The organism is Pseudomonas sp. H3_C08 (assembly GCF_054669455.1).
The window spans coordinates 3,918,863-3,936,698 of sequence record NZ_CP162803.1; the positions used below are offsets into that span (position 1 = coordinate 3,918,863).

General features: G+C 58.7%; 10 protein-coding genes and 1 pseudogene. 6 read left to right on the forward strand and 5 right to left on the reverse strand.

The window, feature by feature from the left end:
* Nucleotides 1-3: 3 nt before the first annotated feature.
* Genes AB4N74_RS17900 through AB4N74_RS17910 form a run of 3 tightly spaced genes read left to right on the forward strand, consistent with a single transcriptional unit; the run spans nt 4 to nt 4,168 of the window.
* On the forward strand, nt 4-957 hold the full coding sequence (locus AB4N74_RS17900) for a cytochrome-c peroxidase (RefSeq protein ID WP_257356031.1): 954 nt from the start codon (nt 4-6) through the stop codon (nt 955-957).
* Nucleotides 954-2,768: a DAHL domain-containing protein gene (locus AB4N74_RS17905; RefSeq protein ID WP_186622921.1), complete on the forward strand. Its 1,815-nt coding sequence runs from the start codon at nt 954-956 to the stop codon at nt 2,766-2,768. The genes AB4N74_RS17900 and AB4N74_RS17905 overlap by 4 nt, the downstream gene beginning before the upstream one ends.
* On the forward strand, nt 2,765-4,168 hold the full coding sequence (locus AB4N74_RS17910) for an ATP-binding protein (RefSeq protein ID WP_116255121.1): 1,404 nt from the start codon (nt 2,765-2,767) through the stop codon (nt 4,166-4,168). The genes AB4N74_RS17905 and AB4N74_RS17910 overlap by 4 nt, the downstream gene beginning before the upstream one ends.
* A 152-nt stretch (nt 4,169-4,320) precedes the next feature.
* Here AB4N74_RS17910 and AB4N74_RS17915 read toward each other — a convergent pair.
* Nucleotides 4,321-5,025: pseudogene (locus tag AB4N74_RS17915) on the reverse strand (APC family permease); the annotation flags it as partial.
* A 282-nt stretch (nt 5,026-5,307) separates the two neighbouring features.
* Entirely contained in the window at nt 5,308-6,129 is an 822-nt protein-coding gene (locus AB4N74_RS17920) for a carbon-nitrogen hydrolase family protein (RefSeq protein ID WP_116255122.1), read from the reverse strand.
* Nucleotides 6,130-6,254: 125 nt separating this feature from the next.
* On the opposite strand from AB4N74_RS17920, the gene AB4N74_RS17925 reads away from it, so the two are divergent.
* The gene (locus AB4N74_RS17925) at nt 6,255-7,052 is read left to right on the forward strand and encodes a helix-turn-helix transcriptional regulator (protein WP_460096785.1); all 798 of its coding nucleotides are present in this window, start codon (nt 6,255-6,257) and stop codon (nt 7,050-7,052) included.
* Between the two features lie 158 nt (nt 7,053-7,210).
* Complete coding sequence (locus tag AB4N74_RS17930; RefSeq protein ID WP_460096787.1) at nt 7,211-8,830, forward strand: FMN-binding glutamate synthase family protein; 1,620 nt, start codon at nt 7,211-7,213, stop codon at nt 8,828-8,830.
* Nucleotides 8,831-8,866: 36 nt separating this feature from the next.
* Here AB4N74_RS17930 and AB4N74_RS17935 read toward each other — a convergent pair whose 3' ends face one another.
* The 3 genes from AB4N74_RS17935 to AB4N74_RS17945 form a co-directional block, all read right to left on the reverse strand.
* Nucleotides 8,867-9,229: a GtrA family protein gene (locus tag AB4N74_RS17935; RefSeq protein ID WP_460101181.1), complete on the reverse strand. Its 363-nt coding sequence runs from the start codon at nt 9,227-9,229 to the stop codon at nt 8,867-8,869.
* 211 nt (nt 9,230-9,440) lie between these two features.
* The gene (locus tag AB4N74_RS17940; protein WP_460096789.1) at nt 9,441-10,862 is read right to left on the reverse strand and encodes an amino acid permease; all 1,422 of its coding nucleotides are present in this window, start codon (nt 10,860-10,862) and stop codon (nt 9,441-9,443) included.
* A 340-nt stretch (nt 10,863-11,202) separates the two neighbouring features.
* Nucleotides 11,203-14,328, reverse strand: coding sequence for a dermonecrotic toxin domain-containing protein (locus AB4N74_RS17945; protein ID WP_460096791.1), 3,126 nt, complete (start codon nt 14,326-14,328; stop codon nt 11,203-11,205).
* Between the two features lie 292 nt (nt 14,329-14,620).
* Here AB4N74_RS17945 and AB4N74_RS17950 point away from each other — a divergent pair, with 292 nt between their 5' ends.
* Nucleotides 14,621-17,764 carry a transglycosylase domain-containing protein gene (locus AB4N74_RS17950; protein ID WP_460096793.1) on the forward strand — a complete coding sequence of 1,048 codons (3,144 nt, stop codon included), beginning with the start codon at nt 14,621-14,623 and terminating at the stop codon, nt 17,762-17,764.
* The last annotated feature ends 72 nt before the right edge of the window (nt 17,765-17,836 follow it).

Consider the following 17,836-nt stretch of genomic DNA (forward strand, 5'->3'; position numbering starts at 1 on the left):
CCGATGAGCCTTTTCCATTACAGCCTCGCGTTGCTGCTGTGCGGAGTCTGTATCGGCGCCAGTGCCGAGCCGCTGGACGAGCCGCTTAAACCGCTGCCCGCGGTGCCGCAGCAGGATCCCCGGCGCGTGGAACTCGGTCGACGGCTATTCCACGAGCCACGTTTGTCGATCAACAACACGCTGTCCTGCGCCAGCTGCCATCAACTCGACAAGAACGGTGCCGACAGCCGCGCCTTGTCGCTGGGCTTCGACGGCAAACCGGTGGCCGTCAACACACCGACAGTGTTCAACGCGGCCCTCAATTTCCGTCAGTTCTGGGATGGCCGCGTCGAAACGCTGGAGGAACAGAGCAACGTCGTCATCACCAGCCCCCATGAAATGGGCAGCGACTGGCGCACCGTGATCGAACGCATCGGCAACGACCCCGACTATCGTCGTGATTTCGCCGCCACCTACCCGGACGGCGTGACCCAGGCCAACGTCCAGCAGGCGCTGGCCAGTTTTGAACGCACCTTGCTGACGCCCAACTCACGCTTCGATCAATACCTGCTCGGCAACACCGACATCCTCACTCTGGAGGAAAAGTACGGTTACCAGCGCTTCAAGGAGTACGGCTGCATTGCCTGCCATCAGGGGGTCAACATCGGCGGCAACATGTTCCAGAAATTCGGCGTGTTCGGCGATTACATTGCCGATCGCGGCAACCCGACCGTGGCCGACCAGGGCCGCTTCAACGTCACCGCCGATGAAGCAGACCGGGCCGTGTTCAAAGTGCCGAGCCTGCGCAATGTCGCGATCACCGCGCCGTACTTTCACGACGGATCGGCCCCTACCCTCGAACGCGCCGTGGATGTGATGTTCCAGTATCAGTTGGGGCGGATGCCGAGCGCTGAGGACAAACGGCTGATCATGCTGTTTCTCACAACCCTGACCGGCCAACGGGAAGTCCAGCCATGATCAACATTTCGCGGCGACGCAGCCTGTTGTTGCTGACCCTGGTAGCCCTGGTGCTGGCCTCGATCCTGCTGTTCCTGTACTTCAAATCCAGCTCTGACCAGAGCATGACGTACACCGAATCGCGGGATCTGATCCGGCAGATCAAACAGCAGAATTCGCAGTGGGAGAACGAGATCCTCAAGGCCAGGGTGGCACTGACCCACAACTACGATCCACTGGTGTCACCGATGAATGAGATGAACCGGCTCTGGGCGCGCTTCGACGCGATCGAGTCCGGGCATGGGCGCAACGACTCGACGCAATGGAACGATGCTCACGAAAGCTTCCTGCAGGCGATGCAGGAAAAGACCCGTCTGGTCGAACAGTTCAAATCGCACAACGCACTGTTACGCAACTCCCTGGCTTTTTTGCCCACCGCTGAAGACGACATCCAACAGCAACTGGCCAGCCTGTCGGACTTCGATAAATTGCAGCTGCAAAACATCACCACCGACACCTACGACCTGCTGCTCAGCGCCCTCGAATTCGCCCAGGTCACCTCCGACGACCGGGCCGCCGACATCGAGGTCGGCCTGAACAAACTGAAGGTCAATGCACAACGCCTGCCGCTCGCGTTTCAGACCCCGATCAGAATCCTGAGCAGCCATATCTCGCTGATTGCACGCGAGCAGCCAGTGGTCAATCAGTTGCTCGAAAGCATCGAAAACATCCCCGTGGCCGAGCGCCTCGACAACATCACCACCATGCTCGATCACGACCAGCAAAGCGCCGATCGGGTCGACCGGCAATACCACTTCTACCTGCTGTTGTTTTCGGTCTTGCTGGTGTTGTCACTGGTGTGGCTGGCCATTCGTTTGATCGGTAGTTTCGCCGAAATCAACCGGGTCAATAACGCCCTGCAAACGGCCAACGATGCACTGGAACAAAGAGTCGAAGAACGCACCCGGGAACTGCGGGACGCCCAGAGCGAACTGCTCGACGCGGCACGTCAGGCCGGCATGGCGGAAATCGCCACCAATGTGCTGCACAACGTCGGCAACGTGCTCAACAGCGTGAACATCTCCAGCGACCTGATTACGCGCAAGCTGCGCAACAGCAAGGCCCAAGGCCTGGGCAAGGCCATGCAACTGATCAACGAACACCCGGATGACCTCGGCGTGTTCCTCAGCGAAGACGCCAAGGGCAAATTGCTCCCCGGCTACCTCAACCAATTGGTGGTCGCCATTACCCAGGAACAGCAGGAAATGCTCGACGAGTTGAACCAGATGAACAAAAGCGTCGACCACATCAAAGACATCGTCGCCACCCAGCAATCCTATGCCGGCGCCAACAGCATGACCGAACCGCTGTTCATCAACGAATTGCTCGAAGACGCGTTGCGCATGAACGCCGGGGCACTCACCCGGCACCACGTCACGGTGGTCCGGGAGTACGCTGACGTGCCGCAGGTGATGGGCGACAAACACCGTTTGCTGCTGATCCTGATCAACCTCATCAGCAACGCCAAATACGCCATGTCCGACCTCAGCAACCGCCCCCGGACCATGACCCTGGCGGTCAAAATTGTCGATGACAACTTCCTTGAAATCAGCGTCAAGGATGACGGCGAAGGCATTTCGCCGGAAAACATGACGCGAATCTTTGCCCACGGTTTCACCACCCGCAAGGAAGGCCACGGTTTCGGTCTGCACAGCTGCGCCCTGGCCGCCATCGAGATGAACGGCCACCTCACCGCGCACAGCGACGGCCCGGGCCAGGGTGCATTGTTCACCTTGCAGATCCCCCTGATCAGCGTCACGGAGAGCGCATGAGCGAGCTGTCGAACCGCCGCATTCTGCTGATCGACGACATGCCGTCGATCCATGAAGACTTTCGCAAGATTCTCGCGCCGCCGGCGGCGCAGTCCGTGGAACTGGACGAGATGGAAGCAGCACTGTTTGGCGCTCAGGTGCGCGCCGAACGTCCGCCGTTCGAGCTGGACTCGGCGTATGGCGGCGAGGAAGGTCTGGGCAAGCTGAACCAGGCCTTGGCGGAACAACGCCCCTATGCGCTGGCCTTTGTCGACATGCGCATGCCCGACGGCTGGGACGGCGCGAAAACCATCGAGCATCTGTGGCAGCAGGATCCACAGTTGCAAGTGGTGGTCTGCACCGCCTACTCGGATTATTCCTGGGATGAACTGCTGGAGCGTCTGCAGGCGCATGACCGCTTGCTGATTCTGAAGAAGCCCTTCGACAACATCGAAGTGCAGCAGATGGCCAACACCCTGCTGACCAAGTGGCAGATGACCGAACGCGCATCATTGCAAATGCATCACCTGGAACATCTGGTCGATCAGCGCACCGCCCAGTTCAAGCAGGCCAGCGAAGACCTGCAGCGGGAAATCGATGAGCGCAAGCAACTGGAAAGTCAACTGGTACAGTCGGAAAAGCTCGCCTCACTGGGGCAAATGGCGGCGGGCGTGGCCCATGAAATCAACAACCCGATCGGCTTCATCTCCTCCAACCTCGGCACGCTAGACGGCTACTTCAAACAATTGCTCAGCGTACTCGATGCCTGGCAGACGCTTGGGCCAACACCAGATCCTGAATCCGTGGCGCGGCTTGAGCAATTGCGCAAAGACGCCGATCTGGATTTTCTCCTCGAAGACATTCCGGTGCTGATCCGCGAATCCAAGGAAGGCATTGGCCGGGTCGGGCAGATCGTCAAGGACCTGAAGGATTTCTCCCGGGTCGATAGCCAGCAGCAATGGCAGTGGGCCAATCTGCAACAAGGCATCGAGTCGACCCTGAACATTGTCGCCAGTGAACTCAAGTACAAGGCCGACCTGATCAAGGAGTACCAGCCCCTGCCGGACATCGAATGCCTGCCGTCGCAAATCAATCAGGTGATCATGAATCTGGTGGTCAATGCGGCGCAGGCCATGGGCCCCGAACGCGGCACCATCACCTTGCGCACCGGGCAACAACAAGACACGGCGTGGGTGGAAGTCGCGGACACCGGCGCGGGGATTGCACCGGACATCCTGCAGAAAATCTTCGATCCGTTCTTCACCACCAAACCCGTCGGCCAGGGCACCGGGCTGGGCCTGTCCCTGTCCTACGGCATTGTGAAAAAGCACGGTGGCGACATTTCGGTACGCAGCGAACCTGGGGTGGGCACGACCTTTCGCATCGAGTTGCCGATGCGCCAGAGCCGACCCGCTGCCTGAAGACGCCTCAGGTCGCTTGCTGAAAGTCCATTTCCGGTGGCTGGCGACGGAAACCACCGGTGAGTACTGCCAGGTAAACCACGCCGATCGCCAGCCAGCTCAAGCCCAGGTACACCGCCAGGTGATCGAGGCTGACCATCAGCCACAAGTCCGCCACCAGCCCGATCAACGGGCAGAGCAGCGCGCGGGATGGTGCGGCGTGGATCGCGGGTTTCTTCGGTCAGCGTGCTGACCGCATCGAAGCCGAGGAACGAGTAGCAGGCGATGGCCGCGCCGCTCATGATCAGCGGCATCTGCATGTCGCCGTTGAAGAACGGCTTGATCGACCACAACGGCGTGCTCGCATCGCCACCGATGTAGTGCACGCACAGCGCGACGAAAGCGATCAGCACGAGGAACTGCACCAGCATCAGCAAGGCGTTGATGCCGTTGGCCAGTTTCAGGCCGATGATGTTGATCGCGCTGGTGATGCCGATAAAGGCCAGCACCCAGATCCATTGCGGGATCGATGGGAATGCCGAGGCCAGATAAGCCGCGCCGATCAGCCAGATCGCCATCGGCAGAAACAGGTAATCGAGCAAAACCGCCCAACCGGCGATGAAGCCGAGTTTCGGGCTGATTGCCTTGCGCACGTAGCTATAGGCGGAACCGGCGACGGGGAATGCAGCGGCCATGCGCCCGTAACTCATGGCGGTGAAGAACATCGCCACCAGCGCCGCCAGATACGCGGCGGGGACCATGCCGGCGGTGGACTGGGCGAGGATGCCGAAGGTGCCGAGGACAATGATCGGCGTCATGTAGGCGATGCCGAACAGCACCACCGCCCCTAATGAAAGGGTGCGTTGCAAACGAGCCATGGGCGACTTACTCCGAATGTTATTGGATTTATGGCAGAGCCGGGTTCGGCGAATGTTTTCGGGTGTGGCTGATCGTTCCCACGCTCTGCGTGGGAATGCCTCAATGGACGCTCTGCGTCCGCTCTTGGGACGCGGAGCGTCCCGGGCTGCATTCCCACGCAGAGCGTGGGAACGATCGGGTAAAACCTGAGTTCGACCCGTTGCTTCAGGTCGGCGTAACTCGAGCAATCAACTCGATCAGTCCCCTCTCCCTCCGGGAGAGGGCTAGGGTGAGGGCAGTGGTCAACGGCGTGGAATCAACAACTCGCGAACACCATCACCGTGCTCCAGCACCTCCCCCGGCAACTTCAAGCGCTGATCATCCAGATAGCGGTAATCCCTGCGCGCAATCTCCAACCGCGCGAAATCCAGTTCAACGCAGAACGTCCCTTCCTCACGCCCGGCCTCGAACAACAACGTCCCCAGCGGATCGACCAGCGCACTGCCACCGGCAAACATCAAACCGTCATCCCCCGCCTCCACGCGATTGACCATCAACGCAAAGGCCTGATTCTCCTGGGCACGGGCCATGATCGCGGTGCGGTGAGTCGGTGCGTACGGGTCCATGTTGCCGTTAGTCACGATCAGCAACTCGGCACCCAGTTGCGCCAAGGCACGGGCCGACTCCGGAAACTCGATGTCGTAGCAGATCAGCAGGCCAATACGCACGCCGTTCCACTCGCAGGTGGCGTAACGGTCGCCGGCCTCGAACACGCCGCGATCCGACGCCCACAGATGAGTCTTGCGGTATTTCAGGGCAATGCCTTCAGGAGTGATCAGCAACGTGGTGTTGTAGAAGCGACCGTTGTCGTTCTCGGCCATGCCGATCACCACGGCGATGTTGTGTTCACGCGCGGCGGCCAGCACCGCGCTGACGGTCGGGCCGTCGAGCGGTTCGGCGGTTTGCGCCACGGTTTCGGCTGTCGGGAAGCCCATCAGGTGGGTCTCCGGGAACACGATCAATTGCGTGTCGGCCGCACACGCGGCAATCGCTGCCAGTGCGCGTTCGAGGTTGTAGGCCGTGGCATTGTCTCGGCCTGCCAATTGCGCGAGTTCGACTTTCATGGGAATTCCTTGTGATAAGCGGCGGGCGCTGAAAGATTGCCCGGTGGCTGTCTGTGGGCCAGTATGCGCAGCAAGCAGCCGGCCAGGGAATTACGCGGCCGGGGTAACCCGATAGGGGTAGATCGATGACACTTTCGTTTGACGACATCACCTGGCACCGCGCCGTCGGGCAACTGATCGATGCGCTGGACAAGCCGAATTTCTGGGCGCAACTGGTGCGACTGCTCGACCAATACGTGCCGTTCGATAGCTGGGTGGTGCTGCTGTTCAGCGCCGATCAACACCCGCAAGTCTTCGCCGAATGCCCGGGCGAAGACGGCAACCCTGACCCGTTGTTTCAGGATTATCTGCGCGGTCTGTACCTGCTCGACCCGTTCTACATCGCCTGTCGCGAGCAAACCCGCACCGGTCTGTATCGCCTCTCGGAAGTGGCGCCGGAGCATTTCGAACTGACCGAGTATTACCAGCGATACTTTCGTCTGAATGTCGTGGCCGATGAAATCCAGTTCAATTGTCAGCTCGAAGGTGATCGCACGTTGTGCCTGTCGCTGGGCAGTGAAAAACGTTTCACTGGCGAACAGATTGCCCTGCTGTCATTGATTCAGCCTTGGGTGCTGGGCCTGTTGCGCCAGCGCCTGCCCTACGAGATCAACGAAACCGTGGCCCTCGCCGCCCCTGCCCGGGCTGACTGGCGGGTGCAACTGGAGGCGTCGGTGCAGCAACTCAAGGGCACGCAGTTGACTGCCCGGGAACTGGATGTCGGGCGTTTGATGCTCAGCGGTTGCTCCAGTAAAGAAATCGCCCGTAAGCTGGAAATCTCCGTAGAAACCGTGAAAGTCCATAAGAAACACATGTACAGCAAGCTGGGAATCAAATCCCAGTCCGAGCTGTTTTCGATTTTTCTTCAGGCGCAAAACGCCTGAAACAGCGCGATTTAAGCTTTTTTGTGGGAGCGAGCTTGCTCGCGAAGGGGCCATCACATCCAACATTCATGTTGGCTGATCCACCGCATTCGCGAGCAAGCTCGCTCCCACAAGGAACTGCGGCGCTGATTATTCCGAGTCCGAACCAAGGAAACCGTATGAGCCTGTCACTCCTGAGCCGCTACGCCTTCTTTGCCGTCTGCGTGATTTTCACCCTCGCCAGCCTGCCTTTCCTCGAACATGACTGGCTGTGGCCGATCACCGCCGTCACCGGCGTGCTGAGCCTGATCGGTCTGTTCGACCTGCTGCAAAGCCCGCACGCGGTACGGCGCAACTACCCGATCCTCGGCAATATCCGCTATCTGGTTGAAGGCATCCGCCCGGAGATCCGCCAGTACCTGCTGGAGTCCGACAGCGATGCCCTGCCCTTCTCCCGCGCCCAGCGCTCGCTGGTCTATTCGCGAGCGAAAAACGAAACCGCCGACAAACCGTTCGGCACGCTGATCGATGTCTATCAATCCGGTTTCGAATTCATCGGCCACTCGATGCGTCCGGCGCCGCTGAGCGACCCGAGCAGTTTCCGCGTCACCGTCGGTGGCCCGCAGTGCAGTCAGCCGTACTCGGCCTCGGTATTCAACATCTCGGCGATGAGCTTCGGTTCGCTCAGCGCCAATGCCATTCGCGCGTTGAACCAAGGCGCGAAACTCGGCAACTTCGCCCACGACACCGGTGAAGGCAGCATCAGCCCGTATCACCGCGAACACGGCGGCGACCTGACCTGGGAGCTGGGCAGTGGCTACTTCGGCTGCCGCACCAGCGACGGCCGTTTCGACCCGGAACGCTTCGCCACCCAGGCACAGAACCCGCAAGTGAGGATGATCGAAATCAAGATGAGCCAAGGCGCGAAACCCGGCCACGGCGGCATCCTGCCCAAACACAAAGTCACCAGGGAAATCGCTGAAACACGCGGCATCCTGATGGGCGAAGATTGCGTCTCGCCGTCACGTCACAGCGCGTTTTCCACGCCGATCGAAATGATGCAGTTCATCCAGCAACTGCGTGAACTGTCCGGTGGCAAACCGGTAGGCTTCAAGTTCTGCCTCGGCCATCCGTGGGAGTTCATGGGCATCGCCAAAGCCATGCTGGAAACCGGCATCCTCCCGGACTTCATCGTCGTCGACGGCAAGGAAGGTGGCACCGGCGCTGCACCGGTCGAGTTCACCGACCACATCGGCGTACCGATGCGCGAGGGCCTGCTGTTTGTCCACAACACCCTGGTCGGCCTGAACCTGCGCGACAAGATCAAACTCGGCGCCAGCGGCAAGATCGTCAGCGCCTTCGACATCGCCAGCGTGCTGGCCATCGGTGCCGACTGGGCCAACTCCGCGCGCGGCTTCATGTTCGCCATCGGCTGCATTCAATCGCAGAGCTGCCACACCAACAAATGTCCGACCGGCGTCGCCACCCAGGACGCCCTGCGCCAGCGCGCCCTCGTCGTCCCGGACAAGGCGCAGCGAGTTTTCAATTTCCACCGCAATACCCTCAAGGCACTGGCGGAAATGTTGGCAGCGGCTGGCCTCGAGCATCCGTCGCAACTGTCGGCCAAGCACCTGGTGCGGCGCATGTCGGCGACCGAGATCAAGTTGTTCTCGCAGTTGCACGTGTTTCTGAAACCGGGGGAATTGCTCACTGGGGAAGTGAATGGCGAGTTTTACTCGCGGATGTGGCAGATGGCACGGGCGGACAGTTTTGAGCCGCAGGAAGTGGTGGCGGCGTAACGGCCAATGCGCCAGTCTGCGCAACGGACTGGCGCGTTACTGCTGATTTTGGCGCAACAAGACAAACCGGAAAAACAGGTAGCCCGACGACAGATTGAACAGTGTGAACGACGCCACTGTGGCCAATCCATGCCAGTGCTGCGCATCGGCAAGCAAACCGATGGCAAAACTCACCCCTCCCATCCCGCCGATAAACAAAAGATAACCAAGCATCGACGTATTGCGGTCAAAGGTATACAGCACATTCACGTAAAACGAGAACGCCGAGGCCACGCAAAACGCGGCGAAATTACTCGCGGCTTGAGTCAGCCCCGCGGCGGTGCACAGCACAAAAAATATTTGCCAGTGAATCAGTCCATCGGCGAGGCCGATCACACTCAATGCAGAGAATCCTTTCATCTCGGTTCCTTGCCAAAGCCGTTTTTGGCGAACAGCCAACCTAGGTCATCACGCGCTGGCGGTCTACTGTCAGAAATTACAGGTCAAGGGTCGATTACGACGAATGGTCAGCACTTCACCCCATGGCGGTTATGTATCGCCGGGCTACGACAGTGCCAACAAAAAAGCCCCGATCTCGCGACCGGGGCTTTGCTTTTTCAGCTTATGTAACTTACGAAGCCGAACGCGCCGCCACTTGCGACACATTGCTCGGTTGCAGCTTGAACACGTAGAACAACACCGTCAGCAGCACCAGGAACGCAGGCCCCACATACAGCGCCACGCGCGTGTCCGGGAAGTACGCCATCAGGCCGACCACCAGCACCAGAAACGCTAGCGCAAAGTACGAGCTGACCGGGTACAGCCACATCTTGTACTTGAGGCCGGCACGTTCGCTGGCGCTCAGGCCTCTGCGGAATTTCAGTTGCGCCAGCAGGATCATCACCCAGGTCCAGATCGCGCCGAAGGTGGCAATCGAGGTCACCCAGACAAAGACTTTTTCCGGCACCAGATAGTTGAGCAGCACGCCCAGCAACAACGCACCGATCGACAGCAACAGCGCACGACGCGGTACACCGTTATTCGAAGTCTTGGCAAAACCGGCCGGTGCCTGGCCGTTCTGCGCCAGGCTGTAGAGCATGCGTCCGGTGCTGAAGATACCGCCGTTGCACGACGACAATGCTGCGGTGATCACCACGAAGTTGATGATGCCGGCGGCGGTCTTGATGCCCAGACGCTCAAAGGTCATCACGAACGGACTGCCCTGCGTGCCGATTTCGTTCCACGGGTAGATCGACAGAATCACGAACAGTGCGCCGACGTAGAACAGCAGAATCCGCCAGAACACCGAGCCGATCGCATCAGGAATGGTCTTCTGCGGGTTCTTTGCTTCACCGGCGGTCAGGCCGATCATCTCCACGCCGAGGTAGGCGAACATGACCATTTGCAGGGACATCAGCACGCCGGTCACGCCGTTGGGCATGAAGCCGCCGTGGGCCCACAGGTTGGAAATCCCCAGTGCCACGCCGTCATTGCCGAACCCGAAGGCGATGATGCCGACGCCGCCGATCACCATCGCAATGATGGTGACGATCTTGATCAGGGCGAACCAGAATTCGAACTCACCGAAGGCCTTTACCGCGATCAGGTTGACCGAACCCATGCTGACCAGCGCCGCGAGGGCCCAGATCCAGCGCGGTACATCGGGAAACCAGATACCCATGTACACGGCCACTGCGGTGATTTCCGCGACGCAGGTCACCAGCCACAGGAACCAGTAATTCCAGCCCGTGAGGAAGCCCGCCAACGGACCGAGGTAGTCTTGCGCGTAACGGCTGAACGAGCCGGCGACCGGGTTGTGCACGGCCATTTCGCCGAGAGCGCGCATGATCACCAGGATCGCCAGACCACCCAGAATGTACGACAGCATGATCGCCGGGCCGGCCATTTCGATGGCCTTGGCGGAACCTAAAAACAGACCGACGCCGATACAGGCACCGAGTGCCATGAGGCGAATATGCCGTTCGCCGAGTTCGCGTTTGAGCGGACCGCCCTGAGCGGTGTCGCCGTGAGGCAGTTGATTGCCGACTGGCATAGGGGTGCAACCTCGTCTTGTTATTGGATATGACCACCGAGTGTCGAAGCGTCGGCCGATAAGCCCTGGCTTGAAATGAAACCGCGCCTGCTTTGTGAGCAGACACGTCTTGCGGGACAGCCTGCAAGATCAGCGGGACGTGCAGTATAAAAAGCCTTTGGTAGGGCATTTCACTCTATAAATCACAAGATTAAGGGGGAGTTACCGCAAAGAAGGCAGTTGATCGAGCAGATCAACTGGTAGCTGTAGGAAAACTCGCCACTAAAAGCGGTGGCGAGTATTGCACAACCTTGGTGCATCGTCTTTTCAACGTGCGTTTTTTATCCAGAGGAATCCGCTATCAGGCCGCGCTGCTTTGCCGCGCTGGGTCGGTCACGGTTTTCACGACTTTGGAACCGGTTCTGATGATCTTGTTCTGAGGAAAGGCTTTCGCCTGTCGGGTTGGCTTGTCAAAAAAACCGGGATCTTTTACGGAATATTGTGCAATGGTCGGGGCACCGTACTGGGCTTGGTAGTGAAGCATCCATTCACCCGTCGTCCGCTCATATTTCATGTAGGCGAACCCCGTCAGAATCATATACGCGTTGCCGCTTTCATCATTACGCAACCCGTAATCCGGAAACTCCATGGCGGTACTCAACCCCCAACCATGTTCGTGGTCGGGTAGATCGTTGTATTGAGCAGCTTCCTTGCCCGCTTCCACGTGTCTGACGCGCAGGACATTTTCCCCCATCTGATCCACGGTAAAAGAGCAGCCGCTGAACCCGGGCGTAAACACATGATCGGGTTCACCCCATCGCGGGTGAACGGGTATGTCCACGTATCCTCCCTGAGGAGCCCAATACCCCAACAACGCATTGCTCTGATGTGGCAGTTCGTTAGGGGTACTCCACACGCTGATGGCATTGAACTCACTGTCCACCGCGCCGGACGTGGTCATCCGTTGCATGGAAAAAATCATCTGCCCTCCTCCTTGGGTATTGGTCATTTGCGGGTCTACGTTGAGGACATCCGACCAGAACTGCGACTTGAAAAGATCAGTGCTGACAGGAAGATGATCAAATTGTGGGGCGGCCAGAGCCTGATGAATATTCGTCGGCCTGCCCGTGAAAGGGACGAATTCAAATGGCCCCCAATCATAGGAAAGATGGCGAACATCGTTGAGCGTCACCACTTCGATCCGCGGCTCCCACAGGCCGTTGGGCAAAAGTTCGCGGCTGAAAGGCGGGCGCAGCCAGACGGGTCTGCCGGAGGTACCTGGCTGCTGTCCGCTGACAACGTCCGTTTCATGCAGATCATCGGTAATATTGCCGCCGAACAGCGACTGCGGTTGCCATTGATCCGGCGCCACTTGCCGGTATCTGCGAGGCGCAAGTTCGTTGAAAGCCGAATCGACGAGGAGGACGTCGACACTTTCCGCGTTCAGGGTGAAATCATTCTTGACCCGGTACACCGCGACCTTGCCACGCTCATCTATATTGCGGATATAACGGCGCAGTCCATCAGCACTTTGCAAGATGCCTTTGCCTGCCGGGCTGAGACGCGCGAGTTCGGATGGTTTGACGGCATAGCGACGAAACTGCCTGTTACTGAACCCGGCTGGTGTCGGTTCGACTGATGTCGAAGGCGGCGGCAAGGCATGCTGCCATTCGCCGGCGCCATCTTGTTCAACAATCGGCTGATAAGCCTGCAGTTTGTTCGGGTGCAGAATTCTCGATTGCCCGGTGGCCGGTTCGATGACTTTCTCGAAGACGCCGTCCTCGACCTTCACATAGTGTCTGGCGCCGACCGCAAACTGATTCTGTGGATCAGGCTCCACGTCTGCCAACGACACATCGCTTCGATAGGGTACAAGGTCAGGCTTCCACAAACGCTTCTGTCCACCGGGCATTTCAATCGGCGTGAATTCCGAATGAACGCCGGCCAGCAACGGCAGCGTCGCCACACCAATGCCGATGTTTTCCAGCACGTCGGTGATGTGTTCCCAACCGGCTTCCCTATCGCCCTTGCTGAGATCTTCAAGCCCCTCCAGCACTTCGTCCATCAGTTGCACGGCGGACACTCCGAGCATGACCAAGCCCAATGGAGGCACGGCAAAAGACAGTACATTCAGCGCGGTCAGGCCAACTTCGAGGAATATCGCGAGCAAGGATTGCTCATCCCGCACATCGGCATCGGCATTGGACACGGCAGCGTCGCGGGCATCGCTGAAAATCCGCTGGTTGAACTCCCGCTGCAATGTTGTCCAGATGTCATAGTGCTGGACCCAGGGATCACCTGAAGGGTCCAGCACCCTGAGCTGCAGAAGAAAATCGGGATCATGCTTTTGCCGACGGGTTTGATGATCCCATAGCCGCGGCTTGCCTGACGCCGTTGGAATCTCTTCGGTAAAGCTGTAGTAGAACGTCGACCGATCCCTGTAACGCAAGAACCGGCTGAAGAAATGCTGATAGGCCGTTGGCGCCTTGGGTGAGTCACTTTCAGCGCGGCGCACGAACTGTTCGGTCAATCGGGCCTTGAGTGCCGTCACTGTGGCGTAGTGCTTTACGGGATGATCGGGGTCGTCGGGAATGTAGGCGATGAAATCGTTATTGGCGAAACCGTCAACGGTCGGCAGCAGGTCATCCAGAATGCTTTCATCGTCCGGATCGGCGATCTCGAAAATGATACAGCTGTGTACGGGCAACTCATTGAAACTCAAGCTGCGATACCACAGCGTCTTACCGTCGACGTGAACAGGTTCCTGCCCTCCTGCACTCGACATCAACGCTGCAAAATGTTCCTGGCGAATATCACCCTTACATAAGGCAATATAACTCGCAGCCCTCAGTGCTGCTTTCTGGTAATTGACGAGCAGCTTATTCAGTTTGTCGCGAGCATTGCCGTCAGCCCAATGAAGTTCATTATGCAAATAGGCCTGATACTGTTTGCCGATATCCAGTTGTCGGCATAACCCGATGAACTCATGAACATCAAGTCCGACGTCGATTGTCTTTCCACCTGAAACTGTCACATAGCAATTCGGTTTAAAAAAGAACATAGCCTTTTTTTCAGGCGAATGGTTATGCAGGGCGGCGTCAAGCAGCGAAGCGGGTGGAACCTGCGAGCTGTGAAAATCACTTTTACCGGACAAATCCACCTGTACCCGATTGACGTCCAGATCCAGCCCGGCGCTTTCTTTGATGGCCTTTGCCAGCAATGGCGCGGCGAATTCATGAGGTGTTTGCACGGAGGCCATGGCGCTATTCAGCAACGTATGCGCCGCGACACTTTCTTCGATCAGGTGTCGCGCTTCTTCGCGTTGTTTCGGCGACGCAATCTTTAACCATTGTGGCGCATCGGCATCAAACGTCTTTAACATCTCAAGGTTTTCTTTTGACATACCCAACAGTGCTGACGGCGTTGCGGCCTTAACAATATCAACATGCTCGGCAATACTGAAAACCTGACCACGAGATTCCAACATGACTTCATCCCAGAGAAATAAAATTGAAGTCCGAGTTAACAACAAAACATTCAACAGGCGAAGCCCATGAGTACTACCAGACTTTAGCAACTTACATTCATATAAATAACCTTCACTAAAAAGTTACATATTTGTTTTCTTGATTCGCGGTCTCTCAAAGCGCCACGTCGCACCGCACTCTCCGTACCGGGGCTGCCAGCCGGCCCCCGATCGCACATTTTTTTCACCAGCCTCAACCACCGTCTAAGCTTCAGACAAGTCCGATCAATCTGCGTGAATGGATCAATCGACTATGGGCGCTTTGTGGCAAACCGATTCGAGTAAAGCCGTGGTTCCGACTGAACGAGTGGATGAAGCGCCTGTCCCTGAAAAACCCCGCCGCAACCGGCATGGGTGGAAGGCTTTCTGGTTGTTGCTGGTGATTATCGCGATCGTCGTGGTGCTGGCTGCGTCCAAGGAAATGCGCACTTCGCGCTTCCAGTCGCGTGAGCTCAGCCAATACGCCGCGTCGCTGACGTACACCCTCGAACCCGGTCCCAGTGAAGCCATTCGCTATCCGGGCAATGGGCCGTTCGATCTGCGCCTGGGTTACAGCTCGCTGGATGAGTTCCTGCCGCGCCTGCTCAAACGCAACTACGTCATCACCGAACAGGCGCGGTTTTCCCCGGCACTGCTCAGCTACACCGACAAAGGCCTGTTCGTGCCGTATTCGGAAAAGATTCAGGCCGGGCTGTCGATCACCGATTGCCGGGCCGCACCGCTGTACAAGTACAACTACCCACAACAGCTGTATTCAAGTTTCGAATCCATCCCGCCGGTGGTGGTCAGCAGCCTGTTATTCATCGAAAACCGCTTCCTGCTCGACCCGAAACAGCCGCTGGCCAACCCGGCGGTGGACTGGCCGCGCTTCGGCATGGCCGCGTGGTCGCAAGTGGCAAAATTGCTGCACCTGCCGGGGCAGTCGGCGGGCGGCAGCACGCTGGCGACGCAATTGGAAAAGTACCGGCATTCCCCGGATGGCCTGACGGTGTCCGGTGCCGAGAAACTGCGGCAGATGATGTCGGCCAGCGTGCGCGCCTATCAGCCCGGCCCGCAAACCCTCGGGGCACGGCAGAACATCGTGCGTGACTACCTCAACAGCGTGCCGCTGTCGGCGGTGCCGGGGCATGGCGAAGTGCATGGCATGGCCGAAGGCCTGCGCGTCTGGTACGGCAGCGACTTCAATCAGGCCAACGAACAACTGAACAACCCGGCCACCGATGCGAAGACCATGGCTGCCAAAGGTTTGGCCCTGCGCGAGATGTTGTCGCTGATGATCGCCCAGCGCCGTCCTTCGCATTACCTGACCAAGGGCCGCGAAGAGCTTGCCGACCTCACCGACAGCCATTTGCGCCTGCTCAAACAGAACGGTGTGATCGACAACGCCCTGGCCGATGCCGCGCTGACCAGCAAAGTCACCTACCGCGACTGGCAGACCCAGCCGACCCTTCAGCCGATCGAAACCAACAAAGGCATCAGCGTCGCCCGCAGTCGTCTGGCGAGCATGCTCAACCGGCCGCTGTACGACCTCGACCGCCTCGACCTCTCGGCCACCAGCACCCTGCAGGGCGACCTGCAAACCCAGGCCACCGCTTACCTGAAAAAACTCGCCGACCCGGCCTACGCCGCCGAAATCGGCTTGCTCGGTGAACGTTTGCTGACCCCGACCAGTACCACCCAAGTGCGCTACAGCTTTACCCTCTTCGAACTGACCCCGGACGGTTCCCGCGTGCGGGTGCAGACCGATAGCACCGACCAGCCGTTCGATATCAACGAAGGCAGCAAACTCGAACTCGGCTCCACCGCGAAAATGCGCGTGCTCACCACTTACCTGCAAATCATCGCCGAACTGCACGACAAGTACGGCGCAATGGGCGTGCCGGAACTGAAGAAAGTCGAAGTCCCCGATCAGGACCGTTTGAGCCAGTGGGTCATCGATTACCTGATCCAGAACAAGGATCACGACCTGTCGAAGATGCTCGGCGCAGCCCTCGACCGCAAATACTCGGCCAGCCCCGGCGAGGCGTTTTTCACCGGCGGCGGCCTGCATGTGTTCCACAACTTCCGCAAGGAAGACAACGGCCGCATACCGACCCTGCGCGATGCCCTGCGTGAATCGATCAACCTGCCGTTCATTCGGCTGATGCGCGATGTGGTGCGTTATGTCACTTATTCAGGGCCCAACAGCAGTGCCGAACTGCTCAAGGACGATCGCGATCCGCGCCGGCAGGAATACCTGGCAAGTTTCGCCGACCGCGAAGGCACGGCGTTCCAGCTCAAGTTCTGGAAAAAATACAGGAACAAAGACACACAGGCGCGTCTCGACACCTTCCTCGACAGCATGCGCCCGACACCGATCCGCATGGCCGCCGTGCATCGCTACCTGCTGCCCGATGCCAGCCAGGAAGACTTCAACACGTTCGTCCGCTCGCACCTCAAAGGCACCAAGCTCACCGAAAAACTCACCGATGATCGCCTGATCCGCCTCTACGATTCCTATGGTCCCGGCAGTTACGATTTGCCCGATCAAGGCTTCATCGCCAAGGTGCATCCGCTGGACCTGTGGATGATGGGCTACTTGTTGAACCACCCGGACGCGACCTTCAGCGAGATCGTCAAGGCCAGCCACTTCGAACGTCAGGAAGTCTACAGCTGGCTGTTCAAGAGCAAGCACAAGGGCGCCCGCGACAGCCGTATTCGCACCATGCTCGAGATTGAAGCGTTCCTCGAAATTCACCAGCGCTGGCAGAAAGTCGGCTACCCGTTCGACCATCTGGTGCCGTCGCTGGCCACCGCGATTGGCAGCTCCGGTGACCGCCCTGCCGCACTGGCCGAGTTGATCGGCACCATCCTCAATGACGGCGTGCGCATGCCGACGCTGCGCATCGACAGCCTGCATTTCGCCGCCGCCACGCCGTACGAAACGGCACTGGTCAATGACCCGCATGTCGGCAAACGGGTGATGCCTTCGGAGGTCGCCACGGCCATGCGCGAAGCGCTGTCGCAAGTGGTCGACGCCGGTACGGCAAAACGTGTTTCCGGCAGTTTCAAACTGGCTGATGGCAGCCCACTGGCCATGGGTGGCAAAACCGGGACCGGTGACAACCGCATCGAAGCCATCGGTTCTGGCGGACGCATCCTCAGTTCGAAGTCGATCAACCGCACGGCGACGTTCGTTTTCTACATCGGCGATCACCACTTCGGCACCCTCACCGCGTTCGTTCCGGGGCGTTCGGCAGAGAACTTCAAGTTCACCTCGGCCCTGCCAGTGCAGGTGCTCAAGGGCATGGCGCCGATTCTGACGCCGTATCTGCAACCGGGCAGCGACTCACAGTGCAACCCGACGCAGACCGCCAGCGTGGCGATGCTCGAAGCGCCGCGCCCTACAGCGAGGTAACAAATCGTGTCGGCTTTTTCTGCATCAGGGTGACGAATTTTCGCTTCAGCGGGTGGTATTTATATATTTTTC